The 24,099-nt window shown below is 71.1% G+C and carries 21 protein-coding genes; 7 read left to right on the top strand and 14 right to left on the bottom strand.

The features are described from left to right. The 5 genes from ACR807_RS04915 to ACR807_RS04895 form a co-directional block, all read right to left on the bottom strand. Positions 1 to 488: FHA domain-containing protein (locus ACR807_RS04915; RefSeq protein WP_438919987.1), on the bottom strand; the 488-nt coding region annotated here is incomplete at its 3' end. A 150-nt stretch (positions 489 to 638) separates the two neighbouring features. Further along, positions 639 to 1,916, bottom strand: coding sequence for a vWA domain-containing protein (locus tag ACR807_RS04910; RefSeq protein WP_438919986.1), 1,278 nt, complete (start codon positions 1,914 to 1,916; stop codon positions 639 to 641). Further along, the gene (locus tag ACR807_RS04905) at positions 1,913 to 2,905 is read right to left on the bottom strand and encodes a PP2C family protein-serine/threonine phosphatase (RefSeq protein ID WP_438919985.1); all 993 of its coding nucleotides are present in this window, start codon (positions 2,903 to 2,905) and stop codon (positions 1,913 to 1,915) included. The genes ACR807_RS04910 and ACR807_RS04905 overlap by 4 nt, the downstream gene beginning before the upstream one ends. Continuing rightward, on the bottom strand, positions 2,896 to 5,103 hold the full coding sequence (locus ACR807_RS04900; protein ID WP_438919989.1) for a serine/threonine-protein kinase: 2,208 nt from the start codon (positions 5,101 to 5,103) through the stop codon (positions 2,896 to 2,898). Before ACR807_RS04900 ends, ACR807_RS04905 begins: the two co-directional genes overlap by 10 nt. A 125-nt stretch (positions 5,104 to 5,228) precedes the next feature. Then, positions 5,229 to 6,428, bottom strand: a complete 1,200-nt coding sequence (locus ACR807_RS04895) for a hypothetical protein (RefSeq protein ID WP_438919984.1) — start codon at positions 6,426 to 6,428, stop codon at positions 5,229 to 5,231. Between the two features lie 758 nt (positions 6,429 to 7,186). Between ACR807_RS04895 and ACR807_RS04890 the strand changes: the two genes are divergently transcribed. Beyond that, the gene (locus ACR807_RS04890) at positions 7,187 to 7,387 is read left to right on the top strand and encodes a hypothetical protein (RefSeq protein ID WP_438919983.1); all 201 of its coding nucleotides are present in this window, start codon (positions 7,187 to 7,189) and stop codon (positions 7,385 to 7,387) included. A 20-nt stretch (positions 7,388 to 7,407) separates the two neighbouring features. On the opposite strand, the gene ACR807_RS04885 is transcribed toward ACR807_RS04890, so the two are convergent. Continuing rightward, complete coding sequence (locus ACR807_RS04885; RefSeq protein ID WP_438919982.1) at positions 7,408 to 8,010, bottom strand: TetR/AcrR family transcriptional regulator; 603 nt, start codon at positions 8,008 to 8,010, stop codon at positions 7,408 to 7,410. Between the two features lie 161 nt (positions 8,011 to 8,171). On the opposite strand from ACR807_RS04885, the gene ACR807_RS04880 reads away from it, so the two are divergent. From ACR807_RS04880 to ACR807_RS04870, 3 genes are all read left to right on the top strand, one after another. Further along, positions 8,172 to 8,756, top strand: coding sequence for a molybdopterin-dependent oxidoreductase (locus ACR807_RS04880; RefSeq protein ID WP_438919981.1), 585 nt, complete (start codon positions 8,172 to 8,174; stop codon positions 8,754 to 8,756). 14 nt (positions 8,757 to 8,770) lie between these two features. Continuing rightward, the gene (locus ACR807_RS04875; protein ID WP_438919980.1) at positions 8,771 to 9,370 is read left to right on the top strand and encodes a DUF2867 domain-containing protein; all 600 of its coding nucleotides are present in this window, start codon (positions 8,771 to 8,773) and stop codon (positions 9,368 to 9,370) included. 394 nt (positions 9,371 to 9,764) lie between these two features. Further along, complete coding sequence (locus tag ACR807_RS04870) at positions 9,765 to 9,956, top strand: hypothetical protein (RefSeq protein WP_438919979.1); 192 nt, start codon at positions 9,765 to 9,767, stop codon at positions 9,954 to 9,956. A gap of 1,227 nt (positions 9,957 to 11,183) precedes the next feature. On the opposite strand, the gene ACR807_RS04865 is transcribed toward ACR807_RS04870, so the two are convergent. Next, positions 11,184 to 12,629 (bottom strand): MFS transporter, encoded by a 1,446-nt coding sequence (locus tag ACR807_RS04865; protein ID WP_438919978.1) that lies wholly within the window; start codon positions 12,627 to 12,629, stop codon positions 11,184 to 11,186. Position 12,630: 1 nt separating this feature from the next. Next, positions 12,631 to 13,524, bottom strand: a complete 894-nt coding sequence (locus ACR807_RS04860) for an alpha/beta fold hydrolase (RefSeq protein ID WP_438919977.1) — start codon at positions 13,522 to 13,524, stop codon at positions 12,631 to 12,633. 101 nt (positions 13,525 to 13,625) lie between these two features. Here ACR807_RS04860 and ACR807_RS04855 point away from each other — a divergent pair, with 101 nt between their 5' ends. Further along, positions 13,626 to 14,555 carry a LysR family transcriptional regulator gene (locus ACR807_RS04855; protein ID WP_438919976.1) on the top strand — a complete coding sequence of 310 codons (930 nt, stop codon included), beginning with the start codon at positions 13,626 to 13,628 and terminating at the stop codon, positions 14,553 to 14,555. A gap of 171 nt (positions 14,556 to 14,726) precedes the next feature. Here ACR807_RS04855 and ACR807_RS04850 read toward each other — a convergent pair whose 3' ends face one another. The 6 genes from ACR807_RS04850 to ACR807_RS04825 form a co-directional block, all read right to left on the bottom strand. Beyond that, entirely contained in the window at positions 14,727 to 14,861 is a 135-nt protein-coding gene (locus ACR807_RS04850; protein ID WP_438919975.1) for a hypothetical protein, read from the bottom strand. Further along, positions 14,858 to 16,099 (bottom strand): FAD-dependent monooxygenase, encoded by a 1,242-nt coding sequence (locus ACR807_RS04845; protein ID WP_438919974.1) that lies wholly within the window; start codon positions 16,097 to 16,099, stop codon positions 14,858 to 14,860. Before ACR807_RS04845 ends, ACR807_RS04850 begins: the two co-directional genes overlap by 4 nt. A 103-nt stretch (positions 16,100 to 16,202) precedes the next feature. Next, positions 16,203 to 17,378 carry a DUF5624 domain-containing protein gene (locus ACR807_RS04840; RefSeq protein WP_438919973.1) on the bottom strand — a complete coding sequence of 392 codons (1,176 nt, stop codon included), beginning with the start codon at positions 17,376 to 17,378 and terminating at the stop codon, positions 16,203 to 16,205. Positions 17,379 to 17,421: 43 nt separating this feature from the next. Then, positions 17,422 to 18,549, bottom strand: a complete 1,128-nt coding sequence (locus ACR807_RS04835) for a hypothetical protein (protein WP_438919972.1) — start codon at positions 18,547 to 18,549, stop codon at positions 17,422 to 17,424. A gap of 189 nt (positions 18,550 to 18,738) precedes the next feature. Then, positions 18,739 to 19,905 carry a glycosyltransferase gene (locus ACR807_RS04830; protein ID WP_438919971.1) on the bottom strand — a complete coding sequence of 389 codons (1,167 nt, stop codon included), beginning with the start codon at positions 19,903 to 19,905 and terminating at the stop codon, positions 18,739 to 18,741. Between the two features lie 474 nt (positions 19,906 to 20,379). Then, positions 20,380 to 21,816, bottom strand: a complete 1,437-nt coding sequence (locus tag ACR807_RS04825) for an MFS transporter (RefSeq protein ID WP_438919970.1) — start codon at positions 21,814 to 21,816, stop codon at positions 20,380 to 20,382. A 234-nt stretch (positions 21,817 to 22,050) separates the two neighbouring features. Between ACR807_RS04825 and ACR807_RS04820 the strand changes: the two genes are divergently transcribed. Next, positions 22,051 to 22,737 (top strand): response regulator transcription factor, encoded by a 687-nt coding sequence (locus ACR807_RS04820; RefSeq protein ID WP_438919969.1) that lies wholly within the window; start codon positions 22,051 to 22,053, stop codon positions 22,735 to 22,737. Then, a complete protein-coding gene (locus tag ACR807_RS04815; protein ID WP_438919968.1) occupies positions 22,734 to 24,095 on the top strand; it encodes a sensor histidine kinase in 1,362 nt (453 codons plus the stop codon). The genes ACR807_RS04820 and ACR807_RS04815 overlap by 4 nt, the downstream gene beginning before the upstream one ends. The last annotated feature ends 4 nt before the right edge of the window (positions 24,096 to 24,099 follow it).

Raw genomic sequence — 24,099 nt, 5'->3', positions numbered from 1 at the left:
GCACCGAGCCGGATCGGCACCCCGGCCGGCACCTCGACCGGGGTGTTGGGCTCGATCACCTCGGTCGTGCCACCGACCGAGGTGCCGTTGGTCGAACCGAGGTCGACGACGTCCCAGCCTCCGTCGGACCGGGCCACCAGCACCGCGTGCTGCGAGGACACCCCCGGATCCAGCGGGGGGCTGCCGAGGTCGATCTCCGGGTTGGTACCGCGCGAGCGGCTCCGCCTGCCGATCGTGACCTGCTCGCGGTCCAGCTCGAACCGGCGTTCCGGGTGGTAGAGCGGAAAGTCCATCCCCGCCGCCTCCGAACCCTCACGGCGGCGGACCTCGTCGAACCACGCGCGGTCCGCCCGCACCACGGCCGTCCAGCGCGACCGCGCCAGCTCGGCCGCGACGGAAGGTGGCGGAGGCGCGGGCAGGTCGTTGTCGAGCCCGCACTCCTCGCAGAACCTGCCCTCCCTCGCCACCCCGCAGCCGGCACAGGTCATCCCGGCCTCCGGCGCCGGAGCCACCGACGCCGCAGGTCCCGACCTCTCCGGGAGCGGTACCGGTGGCGAGGCGGCCCCGAGCACGAGGCCGCAGACGTCGCAGTAGTCGGTGGCCGTCGAATCGTGCCCGGCCGCGCATACCGGCACGGCTCAGCCCTCGCCGCGGACCCGGCTGGTCCGCCGCGATCGGATGTCCAACTCCATCTCGGCCTCGTCGGAGACCTTGCTCTTCAACCGCACGGTGCCGGTCGCGGCGTCGTCCACGTCGACCACCTTCGCCAACATCTCCAGCTTCTCCCGGTCGCCCGCCGCGGTGGCCAGCGCGACCGCGCGACCGAGGCGCAGCGTGGCCGTGTGCTCGTCGCCGTCGCGACGGGCGGCGAGCCCGTGCTCGACCGCGTCCGCGTACTCCGACTGCCCGGTGTAGTGCGCGACCTTCCTGCTGACCTTGGCCGACAACGCGTCGTCGTCGGTCCACAGAGCCCGGACCAGGCCCTGCGCGAGGGTTTCCGCGGAGCCGCCGCGGACCACCATCGCCCGGCAGGCGAGCATCTCCGCGCCGACCGCCTGCGTGGGCACCTCGACGCACACGTGGTACTCGCGGCTCTCCGCGCCCCACGCACCGAGTGGGTAGTCGCCGTGCATCGGCCCGGTCTGCACCCGCTTCGCGGTCAGGTCCTCGACCTCCGGCGCGACCTGCTTGATGAACTTCACCTGCGCGCCCTTCGGCGTCCACAGCCGCAACGACACGTCCGCGACCCGTTTGCCCATCGCGGAGTTCATGATCGCGTGGAAGTCTGCGGCCAGGTCCTCCGGCTTCGCCACGATGTCCACCGTGCCCAGCAGGGCGGACGCGATCTTGCGCACCTCCGCGACGTTCCAGTCGGTGCCGACGCCGCGGCAGTCACAGCTGAACACGCCGACGCACTCTTCGACGGTCTGCTCCAGCACACCGGGACCGTCGCCGTTCTGGCCGTCGGTGAGCAGCAGCGCGTGCCGGATCGCCCGCGGGTGCTGCTCGGCGATCTGCCGCGCGAGGTTCAGCCAGTTGGAGAACGCGGTGCCCCCGCTCGCGGAGAGCTTGCGCACCGCCGCGACGGCCTCGGCCCTGGTCCGGGGGTCGGCCCGCGCCGCGCCCCGCTTCGGGTAGACCTGCCGTGCGCCGGTCGCGCCGGAGATCACGGCGAACAGCACACCGTCGCGCAACTGCTCGACCGCGACCGCGGTGGCCGCGCGCGCCGAGGCGATCCGGTCGCCCTGCATCGACCCGGAGGTGTCGATGATCAGCAGCTCCAGCGCCGCGGTGGCCACCGCGGGGGTCGCGTCCCCGGTGGCGGTCACCGCCACGACCGCGTCCACCCTGGTCGCCCCCAGCGAGAGGTAGGCGTTCTGGTCGACGGTGACGACGAACTCTGCTCCTGCACTCATACCTGCACTCCTTCCAACGGGATGACGACGACGCTGATGTTGTCCCGGCCGCCGGCGGCCAGTGCGACCTCGGTGAGCCGGTTGGCGACGGCCAGTGGTGTCGCCCCATCCCCCGCACCCGCCGCGAACCCGCCGATCCGTTCGGCCTCCGGCACCTCGTTCCACAGACCGTCCGAGCAGACGAGCAGGGTTCCCACGCCGTCGTGGGGCACGGAGACGACGTCGGGATCGGGCCGCGCGTCCGGGCCCAGCCAGCGGGTGATCGTGTGCGCGCGGCGGTCGGCGAACGCGGTCGCCTCGTCCATGAGCCCTTCCGCGACGACCTCGGCGGCCCACGAGTGGTCGCGGGTGAGCAAGCGGCCGGCCGGGCCGGCGAGCCAGTACGCCCGGCTGTCACCGACCCAGCCGACGGTCACCTCGCCGTCGGCGACGTAGGCGGCCACGAGCGTGCAGGACGGTCCGTCCGGCGAGGGGTTCGAACCGTCCAACGTGGCCACAGCGGTACCCGCGGCCTCCACCGCCGCGCGGACGCGGGAGACCGGTTCCACCGGCGCGTCCACGCCGAGCAGCACCGCCAGCGCCGCCTCGGACGCCGCGCGGGCGGCGCGTTCGGGTTGCCTCGTGGTGGACACACCGTCACACACCACAGCGGCGGTGGTGCCGTCGAGCAGGCGGCCGAGCGCGATCGCGTCCTCGTTGCGGTGGTGCACCAAGCCCCGGTCGCTGACACCGGCCAAGGCGCCGAGGTCGATGGTCGTCCGATCGGCCGGGTCCGGCAGGCGCAACCCGCACTCGTCGCAGTACCCGGTCGTGGTCCCGCTCACCGTGCCGCACGCCGGGCACTTCCGCACGACGTCCTTCGTGGCGGCCTCGGCGGAGGTGCTGCCCCTGCGCAGCAACGAATTACCGCACGCCTCGCAGAACCGATCCCCTCGCCCGACCGGTTCGGCGCACGCCGGGCAACCGCCGGCCCGCGCGTTCACACCCATGACACCGGCCGGATGGCGTTGGCCAGGTCGACCAGGTCGACCCTGGTGTCCTCGTCGGCGGCCAGCCGGGCGCCCGCCCGCAGCTCGGTCTCCAAGGCGGCCCGTACGCCGTGCTCGGTCCAGGAACTGCCGAGCAGCGGCGGGCGAGTCCCGTTGGTCGCCGTGACCAGCGGTAACGCGGCCCTGAACACCGACGCGCGCACCTCGTGCCCCGTGGCCCGGTCCAGGGTGAGCCTGCCGACCCGGTCGGCGGCCGCGCGCAGCACGCCCTCGTCGACCGGACCGCCGATCACCACCCGCACCGCGACGGTCTGCGCGGTCACGTACTGGCTCGAGGTCGGCGCGATCGTGTCCAGTGCGGCCAGCGCCACCTCGGGCCGACCGGCGCGCAACGCCACCCGCGCCTGGCCGAACGCCGCGTCGGCGACGTCCGGATTCGGCCGGTTGACCTGGAGGTAGTAGCGGCCGGCCACGGCGTCGTCGCCGGCGCACTCGGCCGCCGCGGCCAGCGCCAGCTTCGGCGCGGACTCGCCGGGCAGCGTCGCGAGCACGGTGTCGAACGCGGCAGTGGCGGCCCGCGCGTCACCGGCGGTCAAGGCCGCCACCCCCGTGAACCAATCACAGCGCCAGTCGCCGGGTAAGTCGGTTCGCAGCCGCCGCAACGCTTCACGGGCCGAACCGACGTCGCCGACTTCCAGGTGCGCGCGAATCACCCGCAGCCGCAGTTCGACGCTGGGCGTCGGGGTGACGGCCGCGAGGCGCAGGATCTCCTCCGGCGCCGCCGACGACGCCGTGGCGAGCAGCCCGGCCGCCGGGTCGGTGGTGTCCACGAGCGGAACCGGCAGCGCCGGGGCGACCGCCACCGGGTCGGGGCGGCCAGGGCTGCCCACGTCGCCCAGCAGGCCGATGCCGAACACCGATGGCGACGGACCGAACACCGTGGACACACCGGGGCGCGCTTTGCCGTCCTCGGCGGCGAGCACCTCGCGCAGCACGCCGGTCAGCTGGTCGGCCATCTCCTCGGCGGAGGCGAAGCGCCGCTTCGGATCGGGGTCGGTGGCGCGCAGCAACACCCGGTGGAACGACTCGTGCTGGGCGAGCAGCCGCTCGGTCGCCGGGTCGGGCAACGGCACCGGCTTGCCGCCGCGCAACGGCGACGTGCCCAGCGCCATCACCATGAGCGTGCGCCCGACGGTGTGGATGTCGGCGGCCGGCGACGGTCCCCCGGACTCGAAGTCCGGCGCCTGGTAGCCGGGCGTGCCGTACCAGTCGAAGCCGTCGGCGTTCCCGAACGGCACGACCGCGCCCATGTCGATCAGCTTGAGCCGGCGTTCGTACTGGATCACGTTGTCCGGTTTGAGGTCGCAGTAGGCCAGGCCCTGGCCGTGCAGGTAGCCGAGCGCGGGCAGGATCTCCAAACCGTAGGAGATGACCTGGGGCAGCGGCAGCGGCGCGAGGCGCTGACCGACTGCCTTGCCCCGGTCCTCCACGAGCTTGCGCAGCGACGAGCCGCCGACGTACTCCATCACGATGTAGCCGACGGGCTTGCCGTCGTCGTCGGGGTGCTCCACGAAGTTGTGGATCATGACGATGTTCGGGTGGTTCACCTCGGCGAGGAACCGCCGCTCGGCCTCGGCGGCGGCGCGCGCGGCCGGGTCGTCGATGTCGAGCAGTCCCTTGAGCACGACCCACCGGTCGTTGACGTTGCGGTCGGTGGCGAGGTAGATCCAGCCGAGCCCGCCGTGCGCGAGGCAGCCCTGGACGAGGTACTGACCGCCGACGAGCGTTCCCCGGGCGAGCGACGGCACGAAGTTGAACGGGGTGCCGTCCGTGGGGCAGAAACCGCGCAGCCGACCGGGTTTGCCGTCCTTGCCGCGGCCGACGGGCTGGTCGCACTTGCCGCAGTACCGCTTGCTCTCGGCGACCTGCGGGTCTTCGAGGATGGCCGCGACGGGGTCGACCACGGGCACCGGGGGGACGTCGACGAGCCCGGCGCCGAGACCGCCACCGCGCCGGGACGAGGCATGAGCGGTGGAGGTGGCGCCGGTCCGCCGCGACGCCCGGCCGCTGAGCCTGCTGGTCGAGGACGAGGCGGCGGTCTCCGACCTAGCGGAGGCCGCACCGGCCATCCCGCACGTGTCGCAGTAGCCGCCGTCGATCGCACCGCCACAAGCCGGCTGCGAACACGCACTCGACACCGGCTGCGACACCGGTACGGGCACGGGCGCGCTCACCGGCACCGCACCGGCCATCCCGCACGTGTCGCAGTAACCGCCGTCGATCGCACCGCCACAACCCGGCTGCGCGCAACGATCCCCCTGGCTCATGCCGACCTGCCTCCGGTGTCCGTGCCGGGCTCCACGAGCAGCCGGCGAAAGTCCGCCAAGTCCCTGGTGGCAGCGGCCAGATCGGACGGCCGCCGCCACAACGCCGCCTTGATGCGCTCGGCGACGACCATCACCGCGTCTTCTTCGGCCAACCCCAGCCGAACAGCCCGGGCCTGGTAGGCGCCGAATCGTCCGCGCAGTTCCTCGCGCCGCTCCAACAACCCCGTGGCCAGCTGACGGGCCGCGCGCAGTTCCGCGGCGGCGGCCGCGAGATCACGCCGCACCTCGATCACCTCGGCATCGCGCTTGACCCAGCTCAGGTCGTCCAGCCGCGCTACCGCGGCCTGGAGTCGCGGTGCTCTGTCGACCGGCAGGGCGGGCAATTCGCCGACGACCCGCTCGGCGGCGGCCGCGTAGTCGTCGGCGGTGGCCACCCGCAGGTCGGCGAGCGCTCGCGCGGCATCGACGAGGTCGGTCCGCGCCTGCTCCCAGCGTTCCCGCAGCACGAGCACCCGGTCGACCCGCGCGCGTTCCTCGGCGAGTTCGGCACCGAGCCGGGCCAGGGTGTCGTGGAGCGATCGGTCGGCCAACGCAAGTGGGTCGTTGCCCGCGAGCTGTTCGATCTCGTGGACTCGCAGCACCACCGGGGCCGGCTCTTGTTCCAGCGCGGCGTCGTCTTCGGCGAGTCGTCGCGCCTGCTCCAGCAGCGGCGCGAGAGCCTTGAGGGTGGCGGTATTGAGCTCGTCGCACCGCACGGCCAGCTCGCTGACCTGCCGGTACCCATCGTTCATCCGGGCTGCCAGCGCCGCGAGGGTGATCGACTCGATCTGCTCGGCGGCCCCGGTCAACCCGCGCTCAGGCAGCGGCACGGCCCGCCGGGACACCTCGACGGACGGTTCGACCAGCAGCTGTCGCAGTTCGGCGACCTCCGCCGGCCCGAGTTTGGAGCGCCGTCCCCGAACCCGTTCGGCGGCGTCGAGCACCGCGCGGTAAGTGTCGAAGTCCCGCCACAAGCCCGCGAAGACGACCTCAGCCGCGGTCCACCTCTCGGCGGTGATCCCCGAGGACAAGGTGGAGGTGAAGAGCCGGTGCCCCGGGTGCCCGTCGAGTTCGACGAGCGCGTTGGCCATGGCAGTCGCGTCGACCTGGTGCCGGTCGAGGGCCCTGACTAACGCAGCAGCTTCGTTGTCCGTCAACGCACGTCCGTTCGAACGATCCTGTACACCATCCGCGTCAACGACTCCGTGAGCGTCTTCGCAGACTATCCGACACCCCGCCCGCCAAGGACCTCTTCGCGCCGGCCTGGTCCGGTGCCCCGAAAGCCCCCGCCACCCCGGCGAGCCCAGGCGGTCGAAGCATTCACTTCGAAGAGCTCGGCGAACACCCCGCCGGGGATGGTGACGCCCTGGGGGAGGAACTCGCGGACGACGCGGTCGAGGTTCTCGTCGAACACCGACCAAGCGGCGGGTTCCTGACGCGGAGGTCCGAACGGTGCGCCTGCCGACAACTCCGCCCAGGCAGGTGGGAAGCGCGGTCAGGACACGGCCCCGGAATGGCCCGCGGGCATGCTGCTCCCCATGAGCGACCGGGACGAGGACGTGGAAATCCTGGCGCTACGGCACCAGGTCACCATCCTGGAACGGCAACTCGGAGACGCCCGCCCGCGGTTCTCCCCGGCGACCGCGCATTCCCAGCGGCACCGCTGCACCGACTCCCGGCCGCCACGCTTCATCGACTCCGACTGCTGGTCCGTCCGGAGACGATCCTGCGCCGGCACCGCCTCGGCATCAAGGTCGCCGCCTCCACCGTCTGGCAGATCCTCCAGAACGCCGGGATCGACCCCTCTCCCGAGCGCACCTCGACGACCTGGTCGACCTTCCTCCGCTCGCGAGCCGACGCGCTACCGGCCTGCGAATTCCTCGAAACCCGCACGTCGAACGGTGTCCGCCTGTACGTGCTCGCGGTGATCGAGCACACCAGCCACCGGATCACAATCCTCGGCGCCACCGCACACCCGACCGCCTCCCGGGTCACCCAAGCCACCGGGAACCTCGTCGTGGACCTCGAAGACGAGAGCCGACACGTGCGCTTCCTGATCCGCGACCGAGCGGCATCCTCAACGAGTACCACCACGCCGCCTGAACCGCACGGATGACGTTTTCGGCAGGTACACGGTCAGGTGGCGACGGCTCGCACACCGCGCAGGACGACGTCGAGGACCGTGTCCGCCTCGGCGCGAGCGGCCTGCGGATCGGCGGCTCGGGCGATGTACAGCGCTGAGCCGTAGAGGCCGCCCAGCGCGACGTGCGCCAACGGGTCGAGCGCGACGTCTGGCAGGGTGCCGGTGTCCACCAGCGCGCTCAGCACGGTACGCAACATCGGAAGCTCGACGCCCTCCATGCCGCCTTCCCACGAGTTGGCGGCCAGCACTGCCACGCTGTCGATGATCACGACCCGCCGGAACGCCGGCTGCAAGCAGGCATCGAGGAACGCGGACAAACCCGCTCGCACCGCGGCCCACGGATCGTGTTCGGCCATCGCCGCGGCCAACACGGTCTCGGCGGTCTCGTCCAGCACGACGTCGTAGACCGCCTTGAACAGCGCGTCCTTGCCTTTGAAGTGGTGGTAGAGCGCACCCTTCGCGATGCCGGCCCGCTGCACGATGTCGTCGATCGCGGTCGCCGCGAAGCCCTGCTCTACGAACCGCTCCCGTGCGATCGCGATCAGCAGCTCACGCGTCGCCTCTGCTTGCCGGTCCCGAAGCCGCTTGACACTCATCCGGCAAGCATAAAGACTGACCGTCGGTCGGTGAACGACCGTCGGTCGGCGAGGGGGCCGCGATGATGAAGACACTTCCGCCAGGGCAACGCCGCGTGGAGGGACTTCCGCGTTTTGGAACACACCTGCACCGGCCGCCGCCTCCCGTACCCGAGGACCCGGTGATCACCATCAGCGGCGCGGTGCGAACCTCCGCCGAGGTGCGGCTGGCGGACCTGTCCCAGCTGCCCCGGAACGAGATCGTGGCCGACTTCCACTGCGTTGCCGGCTGGACCGCGACCGACCTGCGTTGGGAAGGCGTGCGGTTCGCCGACTTCTGTCGCCGGTTCGTCGAACCCGAACTGGAGCCCGGGATCACCGTCACCCACCTGGCGTTCGAGGGCATGGACGGCGTCGCGTCCGTGGTCGAGTGGCGGGACGCGCTCGCCGACGACGTACTGCTGGCCGACCGGCTGAACGGACGCCCTCTCGACGGTGACCACGGCGCTCCGATACGGCTGGTAAGCCCGGCGCAGTACGGCCACATGAGCATCAAGCACCTCCGCATCGTTGAAGTGTGTTCGGCGCTGCCGACACACCGTCTCGGTGCCGGCATCCTCGACCGGGTGGTCGAGGCGCACCCGCGGGCACGCGTCTGGCACGAGGAACGCCACAGCCGCATCGCCGGACGGCTGGTCCGGCCGTTCTTCCGCGCCCTCATCCGCCCGATCCGCTATCTCTGCGCGAAAGGAGCGCAGGGAAAGTGAAAGCACCCGATGACATGTCGAAGACCCAGCGATGGATCATCGACGACATCGTCCACGACTTCGACGTCGAGGACGTCTGGGCCCTCCCCGTCACTGGCGGGCCCGACGACTTCGGGGCCGTCATCGACCTCATGAAAGCCATGGACTTTCCCGGCTCGGCGCCGCTGCCGGTGCGCCTGCTGTGGGGAATTCGCGACCTGCTCGGCCGCGTGTTCGGACTTGGGCGCATCTCGACGTCGGCGGACGACGCCGGCGCCTGGCCGCCCATCCCCGGAACCGACGAGCCGTCGCTGATCGGCCGAGTGCCGGCGGAACTCCGCGACACGGTGACGGATTCCCACCTCACGGACAAGCCATTCCGTCCGCTGTACCTCACCGACACCGAGTTGGCCGACGAGATGTCGAACCGGACGACGTACGGCGTGATGCACCTCGCCTGGGTGGACCAGGGCGGTGGCCGGTATCAGGGGCAGATGACCGTCTACGTCAAGCCGCGCGGCGCCGTTGGCAAGGCGTACATGGCGTTCATCAAGCCGTTCCGCCACGCGATCGTCTATCCGGCGCTCATGCGATACCTCGAACGGTCCTGGGCCGAACGACGCGGCGCGCGTTAGCCGAGATCTTGCACGCGGCGTTGTCGACACGGCCCTCCCGTCCGCGGGCACGCTGCGCCTGCCGAAAACTCATCCGCGCAGGCAGAGGACGTACATGTCCTCAAGAGGCGTCAAGCGCTCACGGGCACAACTGCCATCCGCAGTGCCGTCGGCCGACGCGGCATGATGACCGGCTGTGCTGCTCCGACTGGCCTACCTGAGCGTGACCAACACGTTCGCGCTGCTGCGCCTGCGCCCATGAGCGACCGGGACAAGGACCTGGAGGTTCTGGCGCTGCGGCACCAGGCCACTGTTCTGCAACGCCGACTCGGTGGCACCGCGACCTACTCGCCCGCCCCCACGCGGCCAGGTCACGACCCAAGCGTCCCGGCCGACCACGAACCGTCCGCTCCTGGTGCTGCGTCTGGCGCGCAAGAATCCCACCTGGGGCTACCGCCGCATCCACGGCGAACTCCTCGTCCTCGGCATCAAGGTCGCAGCCTCCACCATCTGGCAGGTGCTCCAGGACACCAGGGTCGATCCGGCTCCCGAGCGCACCCCGACGACCTGGTCGGCCTCTCTCCGCTCGCAGGCCGACGCATGTTGAACGGAGCCCGCCTGTATGTGCTCGCGGTGATCGAACACTCCAGTCGCCGGGTCCGCGTCCTCGGCGCCACTGCACACCCCACCGCACCCTGGGCAAGTTCCCGGCACTGTTCGACGCCGCCCTAGCCGACGCGGGCATCCAGGCCGTTCTCAGTGGAGTCCGGGTCCCGCGCATCAGCCGCGTGGTGCACGACGGCGAGGAAGCCGTGCGGTGGCCCACCGCCCGACCGACCGGCTGAGGTCACGATCTACGCAAGGCCGCGACCAGTTGTGGGGTGTGGCGGTCGAAGGCGACGCAGCGCGGACACTTCCGCTGCGCCTGGCTGCATGGGCAAGCCACTGGCCAAGCGTCACGGACGCCGCGTGGCAACGAGCCCTGACCGCTGCGAACCCAACCGCGCCGAGCACGCCCGCGCTGGTTCGCCGGTACGAACGCATTTCGCTCGGGGTGCACCTGCTCGACCGACACCGGCTCGGCCGCCGGCTTGGCGGGCGTCCCGCGGCGCTTCGGCGGCGCTTCAGCGGCGGGCTCTTCACTGCCTCCTCCGGTGGCAGTTCCTCGGTCGTGCCGTCCGCACGGGTCGCGCTGACCGGTCCGGCCGGTGGTGGATCGGCACGTGGACGAGTCCCGTGACGCTCCGCAACCAGCTCCGATGTGGACGGACGGGTGACACACGCCGCCGAGGAGCCCGCCATGCTGTTGATCGTCGCCCGTGCCGCCGTCCTCCCTGCGCTCGTGCTGCTCGCCGCGTGTACGGGGCCGACCGCTGAGACCACCGGTCCGGCGCCCAGCCCGACCCCGAGCAGCACTGCAGCTGCCGCGGCCACCACATCGGCCAAGAAGAGCCTGGCGGCGCAGGGTTCGTGTCGAAGAAGATCGGCGAACTGGCCGGGTACGAGTGCGAGGACGTCATCGACCCGTTCTCGCTCAAGGGTCTTGGCGCGGACGGGTTCGTTCACGACGCCCGGCCCGGCTCGTGCATGGACCAGGCGGGCGGGCTCTCGCACACGATCCCGCCCAACCCCGGGTACGCGGGAACGGTGGAAGTCGATGTGCCGGAGTCCGCCACCTCAGAGGCGTCTGCGTGGCCGGTGTCTGCCCGGGACGGTAGCCGCGGCTGGGTCCGGCCGGTCGATTGGGGCCACTCGATCCGGAGACCACCGGGAGCCGACGAGTGTCGGCGTGCGGCAGCCGCCGGCAGAGGTGTGCGCAGGGACCACCGTCCGGTCACCGCCCCGGCGGCCCGGAGCCGGGCGATGTGTCCGCTGCCGACGCCAAGGCACGTGCAGTCCGCTTCCGCACTGCGCCCGGGGCCGAGCCCGGTAGCAGGGTCAGCGCGGCGGTCAGCAGGAAGACCGCGCCCTCGTACAGCAGTGCGAGCCGGAACCCGGTGCTCAGGTCGGCGGGCACGGCGAAGTACACGAGCCCGGCCAGGGTGACCCCGATCGAGCCGCCGAGCTGCTGAGCGGTCGGGAGCAGACCCGCGGCCGACGCCGTGGCGTCGGCGTCGACCTGGGCCAGCACCACGGTGAACGCCGAGGCGGTGAAGGCGCCGAACGCGGCACCACCTGCTGCCAGCGCCACCGGTGCCACCCACCCGTGGGACGCCGATCCGATGACGGCACCGAGCGCGGCCATCACCGCAGCCAGCACCAGTGCCGCAGCCGTGAGCAGCCGGGTGCCGTGACGGCGGGAGAGGCGCGGGGCCGCCCGGCTCCCGATCACGGCCGCTGCGGCGAACGGCGCGGAGAACAGTGCGGCGGTGAGCGCGGAGTGGCCCAGCGCGGACTGCAGGTGGAGGAACAGCAGGAAGGTGAACGAGGGCACGCCCGCGTTGAACACGAAGACGAGGACGAGGCCCGATCGTGTCGTCCGGTCGCGGTAGACGGCCGGGTGCACCAACGGGTCGGGCCTGCGGCGCTGGGTCACGGCGAAGGCTCCCAAGGCGAGCGCGGCCCCGGCGAGGCACGCCCAGGTCCATCCCGGCCACCCCGCCTCGCGGCCGAGGGCGAGCGGGAGGACGAACAGCCCGAACCCGCTCGTCGCCAGCACCGCGCCGAGCCCGTCGAGCGGTGACGGGTGAGTCGTGCGCTGCGGCGGCAGGACCACCGCCCCGGCGAGCGCCACGACCGACACCGCGAGGGTCACCAGGAAGATCGGCCGCCAGCCGAGCCCCATCAGGTCCGCCCCGATGACGAGACCACCGAGCAGCGGTCCGGCCAGCGACGCGACCGCCATGGTGGCCCCGAACGCGCCCAGTGCACGCGCCTGCCGCGACGACGGCAGCGCGGTCCGGATGAGCGAGAGCACCTGGGGCGCCACCAGGCCGCTGCCCGCTCCCTGGACGAGCCGGGCCGCGACCAGGGCACCCGCGGAGGGGGCGACGGCGCACGCCGCGGAGCCGAGCGCGAACACGGCCATGCCCACCACGAACACCCGCCGGTAGCCGTACCGCTCCCCGAGCCGCGCCGCGACGAGGAGCAGGCAGGCGTAGGTGAGCGTGTAGCCGGCGACGACGAGCTGGAGCGCACCGGAGTTCGCCCCCAGGTCCTGCTGCATCGCCGGCGCGGCCACCTGCGCGATGGTGACGTTGAGCAGCTGCACGAACGTCGCGCTCAGCACCACGGGCAGAACGAGCGCACGAGGTTGCGCGGCGGGTTCGGACGGTGTCATCTCAGTAGGCGTGCGTGCGCAGACCGGCAGCCGCGATCAGCTCGTTCGCGAGTTCGACCGGGTGAGCGGCGAACGGCGTGTGGCTGGACGCGAGCGTCGCGACGACGAACGGGTTGTCCGGCATCGCCTCGTCCGCCTCGGTGATCATCAGGTCCTGCAGGGCCGGCGGCGCGGCCCGGTCCTCGCCACAGCGCAGGTAGGTGCGCGGGATCCGCCCCCACCGCTCGCGGGTCACCTCGACCGGGCTGCCGGGGATCGCGAGCGGCAGGTCGGGGCTCAGCGCGAGGCGCCAGCGGTCGAATCGTTCGGGCGGGGTGTCGTGGTAGTGGGTGCGGCGCAGCTCCTCCACGTACGCCGGGTCGTCCGAGTGCGGGTTGATGCGCACCGCGCCGATCACGGCCGGATCACCCAGCGGCAAGCCCTGCCCGAGCGCGCCCGCGTTCTGCTCTGCGCTGAGGTAGTCGAAGAACCGCGGGCGACCGGCCGGCACGAACGCCGAGAGGTACACCACCCGGTCGACGAGTCCGGGGGCACGTTCGGCGGCCAGCGATGCGGGCCCACCACCCGCGCTGTGCGACACGAGCACGACGGTGCGGTAGTGCCGCACGCGACGCAGGGTGTCGATGATCGCGTTGGCGAAGTCGTCCATGGTCATCGCGGCCAGCGCCGACTTCTCGGTCGACAGGCCGGGTTGGCCCGGCCGCAGGTAGCCCGAGGGCAACGGCGCGTCGAAGCCGTGACCGGGGAGCTCGACGGCGACGCTCGCGACGCCCGCTCCGGCCATCGCCCGCTGGGTCGCCGCCCACTGCCAAGAGGCGTGCCAGGCGCCGTGGACGAGCACGAACACGGTGCCGGCCGGCCCACCACGCCCGCCGGTCAGGGAGTTCACGGTCATGGAACCAGTTGACGTCCGCCCGCCGCCGCTATCGACTCACATATCTGACGAATGGGCTTTCGATATCTTCTGGGTATCGCGGCCGGCACTGGGGAGGACCGATGGAAGCACGTCACCTGCGCTACGCCCTGGCGCTCGCGGAGCACCGGCACTTCGGCCGGGCGGCGGCCGCAGTGGGCATCGCCCAACCGCCGCTGTCCAAGCAGATCGCCGCGCTCGAACGGGAAGTGGGCACGCAGCTGTTCGACCGCACACCAGGAGGGGTCTTCCCCACCGCCGCGGGAGAGGCGTTCCTGGTGAGGGCACGCCTCGCCCTCGCCGAGATGGCGGCCGCCACGACCGACGCGGGCCGCGCCGCGAGAGGCGAGACCGGGCACCTGCGGCTCGGCTTCATCGGCTCCGCGTTGCTGGACCCCCTGCCGGGGGTGCTCGGCCGTTTCGGCCGGGACCGTCCCGACGTGCGGCTGGGCCTGCACGAGATGGCGACGACGCGGAGCACCGCGGCGCTCGTGGCCGGCGAGCTCGACGTGGCGATCGGGCTGGGTGCGCCACGAGGCCCCGGGACCGAAGGGCTCGTGTCCGTGATCATCGGACGCGACCACCTGGTCGCCGTGGTGGACAGCGCCCACCCCTACGCGGGCCAGGCGAGCGTCGGGGTCGAGCAGCTGCGGCACCAGCACCTCGTCGTGGCGCCCGTCGATGACGAACCGGTCACCCTCGGCGTGCTGCGGACCGTCTTCGGGGAAGGCTCGACCGCGCTCGCCGACGCCACCGAGGCGCGCGATGTCCACACGATCATCGGGTTGGCCGCCAGTGGCGTCGGCGTAGGTCTCGGGCCGTCGCGCATGCGGATCGCCGCCCGTCCCGGCACCTGGTTCTGCGACGTGCTCCCGCACGTGCCCCTTCCCGATCTGACCCTCTCGTTCCGCGCGGCGGACCGCTCCCCCGTACTGGCCGCCTTCCTCGACACGGTCCGGGAACGGTGTCCCGACGTGGGCCGCGCACTCGACCGGCGACTCGGCCCACGCTGAGCACGGGTGGGAGGCCGAGACAGGAGGCCAGAGCCGCACCGGGGCTCGGGTCGACGCCCGGCTCGTCCTGCTCGGTCAATTCCGTTGCGATCGAGCGGACGCCCCTGCCGGGAGCCGTGAGTGACCGCTCGCGCGGCTGCCAGTGGACGAGGGTCCCACCGTCGGTGGGCTTCAGTTCGACTCGGCCCGGTAGTCACGGGTGATCGGCAGGAACTCCGCTTCGTAGGCGGACAAGGCCGGCTCCCGCAGTTCCGTGATCTGCTCCCGGCTGACGTTCTCCACCGCGCTGGACACGACTGCGCTCATCGATCAGCGCCATGCGCAGCGCGCAAGTGGTCACCGGTACCGGACACGGCCGGAGCCGGACTTCCGGACGACTCGGCGACGAGCCGACGGTGGATGATCCTGCGGGCAACACCGAGGATGAACGCGCGCAACGCCGCTGCCGGCTTGCTCGAAGGGACGAACCTCTGCTGCTTGATCTTCGCGGTGCGCTGTTGCTCGGTGATGAACGGGCGAAGCCCGGTCTCCCACGCGTTCAGGGCGTCGTCGAGATCGTCGGGGTGCTCCTGCACGGCCTTGCCGAGAGCAGCGCCGCCGCACAGCGAGGCCGAGGCGCCCATACCCGAGTAGGTGGTCAGGCACCACGCCGCATCACCGAGCAGGACCACCCGGCCCGAGCTCCACCGCGACATCCGCACCTGGTGGACCGAGTCGAACAGGACGTCGGGGGCATCCTCCAGGGAGTCCAGGACGTGGCGCACCACCGGGTCGTCCATTCCCGAGTAGACCGACCGCAGCTGCTCGATCCGCGATCCGCTGAACTGCTTCTGGATGTCATCGGTCCGGTACGTCAGCAGCGTCGTGGGCGCGTGATCAGCGAACCCGAACACCCACGCCGCGCGCTTGGCGCGCGGGACGACGACGGTGTCGGTCGGAGCGAACGAGGGCACGTGCTCCTTGAGCTGGAAGGCACACACCATCGCGTTCCAATCCGTCAGGTAGTCCTCGTCCGGGCCGAACACCGTCCGGCGCACGGTCGAGCGGAGCCCGTCCGCTCCGACCACGAGATCGAACGTCTCGCGGTACTGCGCGCCGGAACCGGCGCTTTCGAGCAGGACCTGCACTCCGTCGGCGCTCTGGGTGATCTCGACCGGGGTGGTGGCGAACCGCACCTCGACCGGGTCCTCGACACCACCGTCGGTGATGCTCTGCCACAGCGCGGCCTCGATGTCGCCGCGCAACACCGCCGCCGGACCGGGCTGGTCCAGAAATCCCAGTTCCGGCTTCGGGTTGCCGCGACGATCCAGCGCCCAGGTGTTCCCGCCCTCCTTCCACGCCGGGTTGCGGGTGTGCAGGTGGTCGGCGATGCCCAGGTCGGCAGCTGCCTGGCGACCCTCCGGGAACAGGAAGATGAAGTAGCCCCCGGTCCGACGCTCGGCAGCCCGCTCGATGATCACCGGCGTCCATCCCGCTCGGCGCAGCCCGATCGCCGCGGACATGCCCGCGATCCCCAGCCCGACGACCAACGCACGCTTCTGCATGGTGTGTTCCCCCTTCTGGTCCAGCTGGTTGTCCCGATGACGGAGGCGACGCTCACAACGCCTGGCAGGCAGCTGTTCCGTCGCCTCCGGAAGCTCGCCCCCGCTACCTCTGCGGGCCGGCCGGGTAGGTGACGCCGGTGAAGCCGGGCAGCTCGACGAGTTCGGGCCTGTTCCCGTTGGCGCTGAGCTGGTCGAGCACGAACTGCATGCCGGCGGTCGCGATCTGTGCGCCGGGGTCTTCCATGACGTAGCGAAGCCTGGTCACGACGGCCCGCTTGTCGTGGACCGACCGGACGCGCGGCATGGCGTCGACCACCTCGGTGTCGGGGTCGACCACGGGCGCCTGGTCGATCCTCTTCTCGAAGGCCGGGTAGTCCGGCCACATGAGACGGCTCATCTCGACCGAGGACAGGCAGCCGTACCAGAACTCGCGGTACTGCGACTCGGCCCGAGCGCAGAACTCGCTGTCGGCGAACTGCTCCGGTTCGATGGTGGGGGCGGTCGGGGCGATGATCAGCCGGGCCGGGTCGAGCCTGTGGCCCGACGCTTCGTGGAGCAGCGGGCACACGTTGTTGCTCTGCCAGGTCAGGCCGGCGCTCGGGCGTCCGGCGCCACCGGCGACGATCACCATCAGCCGGGCCCAGTCGATGGACTGCTCGTGGAGCCACTTCAGGCTCCGGTGCACCGAGTCCAGTGCCGAGAGGGCGAAGGTCGCCGCCATCACGTCGTTGAACGGCACGGGTACCGCGTCCGGCCCGTCGCCTTCGAGCAGGTTCGCGCGCAGGTGCTCGAAGTCCAGGAGCTCCGGGTTCCCGATCGCGCGTTCCAGGTAGTCCGCGGTGGTCGCACAGGTGTAGTCGACGAGGTCGGTGATCTTCTCCTCGTGCCCCTGCCACGCGGTGACCGCGACCTCGTCACGCCAGTGCGAGACGCTGTTGAAGTCCCGGACGACGCGGCACTGCTCGATGAGGTCCCTGGCGGCGGTCTTGCAGCTGGAGTCGCCGAGTTCGCGCAGCCGGGCCAGGTAGGGAATCGTGAGGCCGAGGTGCGAGACCGCGGTGATCTCGAAGAACCCCCTGGTGCCCTTCCTGAAGTCGACCGACGTGGGCGGGCGTCCGCCGCCCGGGAACAGCACCAGATCGGTGCCCGTCGCCAGCAGCAACGGGGCGTCGGAATGGGCCTCGCCCAGTCGCCGTTGCAGGTTCTGGCCGATGCTGCCGGGGGCGGAGGTGAACATCTCGAACAGCCGCATGAAGTGCGGGTCGGGCTGGTACCGCATTGAATCCGTCCTTTCGGTTCGGGCTGGGCGCTGTCGGCTCGGGTCAGGCGTCGTCGAGTGAGAACTCGTAGACGATGCTGTCCTGACGGAACCGCACGTCCGGGGTGAGACTGTTGGCGACGACCAGGAAGGTTTTGTCGTCGGCCTCGAAGAAGCTCGCGTCGGTGCCGCCGGAGGTGGGAAACTCCTCGATCACCTCGAACTTGCCGCCGTCCCACCTGTACAGCTGCGACATCAGATCGGTCTTGGCCACGGGGGGCTTTCCCCGGATGAAGCAGACGCGGACGAGGAACAGCTTGTCGCCGTGCCGGTGGAGTGCGAACTCGCGGCCTCCGGGGCCACCGAGTGACTGGTGCGGCTCGAACAGCTCACCATTCCAGCGGTAGAGCGTCGAGTCACCGTTGATGCACGCGAAGGCCAGCCACTCCTCGCCGTCCTGCGAGAAGTGCAGGAAACTCCGGCCGAACTTCTCCGCGAAAGTCTGGTAGGGGACGAAGGAATCGCCGTCCCAGCGGTAGACGACACTGGGGGTGACCTGGTCGGCATAGGCCAGGAAATGACATCCGCCAACGCGGAAGTAGTCCCAGTTGTAACCCCAGCGCCCTCCCAGGACCTGGAACTCCTTCCACCGCCCGTCGACGCGCTCGAAGATGACCGAACGTCCGTGCCCCTTGGGCGAGAGGCCCGGCATGGTCAGCCCCTGGGCCAGCGCCAGGAACTCGCGGTCGTCGATCGGGAAGTGGTGCCACTGCTTGGCCCCGAAGGTGGGCAGCGTCTCGTCGACGACCCACTCCCCGTCTTCGCCCTCGCGGTAGATGAGCGAGTTGACGTCCGTCTCGTACGGGCCCTTCCCGGTGCGGAGGTTGGCGAACGCCAGGTAGTTCCTCCCGCCACTGGTGAAGCTCAGCGCGTCCTCGCCGCTGGGACAGGGCAGGCGGTCGACCTCGACGAACTGCGCTTCCTCCCAACGGTAGAGAAGAGCGTCGACGTCGGCATCCCCGCCGTTCATGTCCGGCGCCCGACCTGGCAGGTCTTCAGCCAACTGGGGAACAACGAGGTGCAACCCGCGGTCAGTCCGGAAAACGTGTGCGCTGCGAGCGCCGGACGTGGCGAGACGCTGATGAACCGACAGGATCTTCGCACTCGGAGGGCTTGGGTCGGTGTTCGACACCGAAACTCCTTAACTAGATCGATGCGCTGAAGTCGACATTGATCAACGCCGACGAAGTTGTCGACCGAGTCGGGCGACTGCGGACGATGGAATCAATGACCGGACAAATCGACTTTCTCTCGTCGAGTGGCACGAGTCGCACCGTCCACCGATCGTCCGGGGGCGCCGAACGCGCCCGGCGGATCGAGTTCAGGCCGCCGGTGCGATGACGGGTGCGGTGCGGCCCATCGCCCGCGCGTACAGGGCCTCGAAGCGGTCCAGGGTCGTGGCGAGCGCGTGGCGGGAGATGATCTCGCTGCTGGCGGCGCCCATGCGGGCCCGCATCGGTGCGTCGTGCACCAGCGAGTGCAGGCGCTGCGCCAGCGCGGTGACGTCGCCGGGCTCGAACAGCCAGCCGTTGCGGCCGGGGCGCACGAGGTGCGGCAGCGCCATGGCGTTCGCGGCGATCACCGGCTTGCCCGCGGCCATCGCCTCCATCGTGGCCAGGCTCTGCAGCTCGGCGACACCGGGCATCACGAACAGGTCGGCGCGGGCGTAGGCGTCGAGCAGCTCGTCCTCGGGGACGAAGCCGTGGAACCGCACCCGGTCGGTGATGTCCAGGTCGCGGGCCAGCAGCTCCCACTCGGACTTGCAGGTGCCGTCGCCGACGATCTCGCCGAACGCGCCGGGCACGCGGGCCAGTGCGCGCAGGAACTCGTCGACGCGCTTCTCCTCGTCGAGGCGTCCGACGAACAGCGCGGTGGGGCGGTGGTTGCGGGTCACCGACCGCTGGTAGCGGGCGATGTCGATGCCGCACGAGACGGGCATCGCGCGTTCGGGGAAGCCGCTGTCGTGCAGTAGTCGCACGGCGCGCGGTGTGGGCGCGGTGACGATGTCGGCGCGGCCGAACACGCGGACAAGGTCGCGGTAGGCCCACTTGCGGGACATGCCCCGCAGGAAGGCCGGCACGTGGGCGTGGCTGAACAGGTTCTCCGGCATGAAGTGGTTCGTGGCCAGCGTGGGGATCCCCCGGGCCACGGCGGAGTTGAGGACGGACCGGCCCACCGCGAAGTGCGCCTGCACGTGCACGACGTCCGGCTTGAGCGCCTTGACCAGCTCGTCGGCCTCCTTCTTCGCCTGCCAGGGCAGGCAGAAGCGGAAGTCCGGGTACAACGGCAGCCGGTGCGACCGCAGCCGGTGCACCGTCACGCCTTCGACCGGCGTGGCGCGCGGCGAGTCCGGGGCGATGACACGCACGTCGTGGCCGTTGCCGGCCAGGCCGACGGCGAGGCGTTGCGCGAAGCGCGCGGCTCCGTTGACGTCCGGCGGGAACGTGTCTGCGGCGATCACGACGCGCAGCGCACTGGAGGTGTTCACGGGAAGCTCCGTTCGGGTGTTGACCGGTCGTGGTTGACGAGCGAGGGCGAACACGGTGCCGACAGCGGTGAGCACGCAGGCGATCAGCAGGGCACCGAGCACGGACGCCGGGCGCGAGAGCCCAAAGCCGCCCTGCTGCACCGACTCGACACGGCACGCACCAGCACCGACACGCACCCGGCCGTGAGCTCGGCGTCCGGCACGATCCGGGTCGCGGTCGCACTGCCGGACACGAGGGACACGAGGGACACGAACGCACCCACGCCCGCCATCGTCGGCAGGATCGCCGGGAGGTCGCGGAAACGCCGGTCCGGCAACGCGGTCAGGCCGATCGCGACAACACCGATCGGCTGCACGACCGTGAGCGGCCCCCTGCCGAGCTTCGCACCGGGCGCGGTGACCGCGTCGTGCTGCGAACGCGTCAGTTCGGCTACGGCAGCGACCGTCCTGGGGGCCGGGAACTGCTCGGGCACGTCAGTCAGTCCTTCGTGGCCGCTCAGCGCGGCGCTGGGCGAGCAGCAGGAAGGCGAGCACCGCGGCGATCACGAACAACCCGGCTGAGGTCGCGATGTAGGTGTACACGCCGGTGGCGGAGTTGACCGTGGCCCCGTCGACCGCGACCCTCGTGCCGGAGAGGACCGCCGCACCGGCGAAGCTCACGCCCACCGAGCCGATCGCGCTCATGACCGAGACCATGCTCGCGGTCACGCCCTGGCGGTGCGGTGCGGTGAGGACGGCCGCCATGTTGAACCCGGAAGCCAGCAGCGATCCCATGCTCAGGTTCAGCAGGAAGGCGAAGAAGACGGCGACGGGGAACGAGGACGCGCCGAGGAACATGCCGAAGGCGCCCACGGTGCCCACCAGAACGCCGGCGGCCAGAGCCAGGGCGGGGTCGGTGCGGGCCGCGAGCCGGCCCGAGAGCAGTCCTCCCGCCATGATTCCGACGGCGGGCAAGCCGAACAGCAGGGCGAGCGAACCCTGGGCGTCGAGCCCGTAGCCGAGTCCCTGGTCCGACGAGACCTGGGCGATGAGACCGAGCAGCTGGTCCATGCTCTGCCCCGCACCGGTGGCGAGCACGACCACGAGCAGTGTGAGCACCATCGGCCTGCCGAGGTTCCTGATGTCGATCGCAGAATCGGGAGCCCGGCTCGAGACGAGGTACCACCGCGCCAGCGCCACGACGCCGGTGGCGAGCAGCGCGAGCGCGCCCACGCTGAGCCAGCCGATGTCCGATCCGAGGCTGGTGTAGCCGAGCACCGCGACGACGCCTCCGCCGAGCACGAGCGTTCCCACGACGTCGACCCGTCCCGGCGTCCTCACCTCCGACTCCGGGACGAAGACGCGGATGCAGGTCACCGCGAGAGCCGCGAACAGCGCCGCGGCCACGAACACGACCCGGAACCCGAACTCCGCCACGAGCGATTCGACGCTGGAGGTCAGGGCGATCCCGACCACTCCCGCGCAGGTGGTCACCGCACCCACCGCGGGCATCGCGATCCGTGGTGCGCACAGGTCGCGGATGAGCGACACGGTCAGGAACACCGTCACCACCGCGGCGCCCTGCAGCACGCGCCCGAGTACGAAGATCCAGAGGTTGGGCGCGACGAGGCAGACCACGGCACCGCCGCAGGCGATGAGCAACGCGACTGTTAGCATCCGGCGTTTGCCGTGGATGTCGGCGCTCTTGCCGAACAGCGGCGCCCACATCGCCCCCGCGAGCATCGCGGTGGAGCCGAGCCACGCCGATTGGGTGGTGTCGAAGTGGTCGAGCATCTGCGGCAGGACGAACAGGGGCATGACGATCACCGAGTCCGCCGCGACGTTCGCCAGGAGCAACACGGCGATCTGCCCGACGAGCCGCGGGTTCCACCGCGTGTGCGGTGGTCCGCCCGGCGGGGCGTGGGTGCTCATGGTGGTATCCACGAAACTCCTTGGGCGAGGGGGATGCGGCACACGCGGACAGCGGGAGAAGTGCTCGCTCGTGACCGAACATAGGAATCGTCCTCACCCGACGGCAATGGCCAAAGGCTCCTCAGCGGTGGATTCTCACCAGGTTCCTACCCTTCTCAGGGCGAACTTTTGCGCGGCGCGGCGTGTCGCTCGGCGAGAATCATCCGCAGTGGCCGAGCGGGGAGAAGCAACCGGATGACGTGCACCGTATTGATCGCCGATGACGACCGCGCGATTCGCGAGTCGCTCGGTCGCGCGCTGGAGCTCGAGGGTTATTCCGTCGTCGAGGTCGACGACGGGGTGAAGGCGGTGACCCGAATCCGCCGGGAGAAGTTCGACGTCCTCGTCCTGGACGTGCTGATGCCGGGCCTCGACGGGCTCGGCGTCGTCCGGCTCCTGCGAGCGGAAGGCGACCGGGTTCCGGTGCTGATGCTCACGGCGCGCGTCGAGACCTCCGACCGGGTCGCGGGTCTCGACGCGGGCGCCGACGACTACCTGCCCAAGCCCTTCGAGCTCGACGAGCTCCTGGCACGCCTGCGGGCCTTGCTGCGCAGGGCCGTCCCGGCGGAGGACACCGACGACCGCGCCCTGTCCGCGGGGGCGTTGCGGCTCGATCCCGCGAGCCGGCGCGCGTGGTGGGCCGCGACCGAGCTGAATCTCAGCAAGACCGAGTTCGACCTGCTGGAACTGCTCATGCGCAACGAGGGCGTCGTGCTCGACCACACGACGATCTACGAGCGGATCTGGGGCTTCGACTTCGGCGGGGACTCGAAGAACCTCGCGGTCTACGTCGGCTACCTGCGCCGCAAGCTGGCGGCGGCGGGCGCCTCGTCCGTGATCCACACGGTGCGCGGCATCGGCTACGCGGTGCGGCGCCCGTGAACCTCGGAACCCGGCTCGCACTCGCCTTCGCCCTCGTCGTCGCGCTCACCGCGGGGGTGGTCGGCGTTCTCGCCTTCCGTTCCGGGGTCGAGCGCGTGACCGGTGAGGTGAACCGCGGTCTGCACACCGCCTCCGCCGCGGTGATCGACGGACACCACGGGGTGCTGCGCGACCCGGCCGGCGTTGTCGTCGGTGACGCGGGACAGGAGCAGCCGCTGCCGCTGACCGCACAGCGCATCGAACCAGGCGGTGGTGTCACACCGCTCGGCGGACGAGCCGTGGTCTTCCCGGTCAACGACGCCGACCGCGCCCTCGCCACCGGATCCGCTCGTGGCGCCACGAGCACCGCGGAGGTGATCGTGCGGCACGACACCTACCGAGTGCTGACCACCTCGCTGGGAGACGGTTCCGGTGCGGTGCAGGTGGGGATCGACGTCAACCAGTCGCGGCAGGTGATGAGCGGCATGGCCAAGGAGATCACCGTGCTCACCCTGCTCGTGACCGCGATCGCCGCGGGCCTCGGCTGGGTGCCGGCACGCCGGATCACCCGGCGGCTGGTGCGGCTGACCGCGATCGCCGAGGACGTCAGCGCCACCGGGCTGGGCGCCAGCGAGGTCCCGGTGGAGGGACGCGACGAGGTGGCTCGGCTGTCGTCGTCGTTCAACACCATGCTGCGCAGGCTCGCGGACTCACGGGAAGCGCAGGAACGACTGATCCAGGACATAGCGCACGAGCTCCGCACGCCACTCACGAGCCTGCGCACCAACGCCCACGTGCTGCACCGCCTCGACCAGCTCCGGCCGGAGTCCCGCGCGCGCCTGCTCGCCGACGTCGAGGGAGAGACCAGGGAGCTCTCCCACCTCGTCGACGAACTGATCGCCCTGGCACTCGCGCAAGGGACCGACGAGGAGGAGACCGACGTCGAACTCGCCGAAGTCGTCCGCGACGCGGCCGCACGGGCACAGCGCCGCACCGAACGCGAGATCGACGTCGACACCGACCGGACGCGGGTGCGCGGACAACGCCTCGCCCTGGAACGCGCCGTCGGCAACCTGCTGGAGAACGCCGCGAAGTTCGACACCGACGGCACCGCCCCGATCGACGTCGAGGTCCGCGCGGGCACGATCACCGTGTCGGACCGCGGACCCGGTCTCGGCACCGACGACCTCGGCCGGATCTTCGACCGGTTCTACCGCGCGGACACCTCGCGTTCACTACCGGGCTCCGGTCTCGGTCTGGCCATCGTGGCCGGCATCGCCGAAGCCCACGGCGGAACCACCTTCGCCAGGAACCGGACCGGGGGCGGAGCGACGATCGGCTTCACCATCGCCACCGGCCGTCTCCTGCCCGATCGCTGACCTC

The organism is Saccharothrix sabaoui (genome assembly GCF_051756985.1).
GTDB lineage: Bacteria > Actinomycetota > Actinomycetes > Mycobacteriales > Pseudonocardiaceae > Actinosynnema.
Note: the sequence above shows the minus strand (reverse complement) of the source record. Positions and strands in the feature narration are given on the sequence as shown.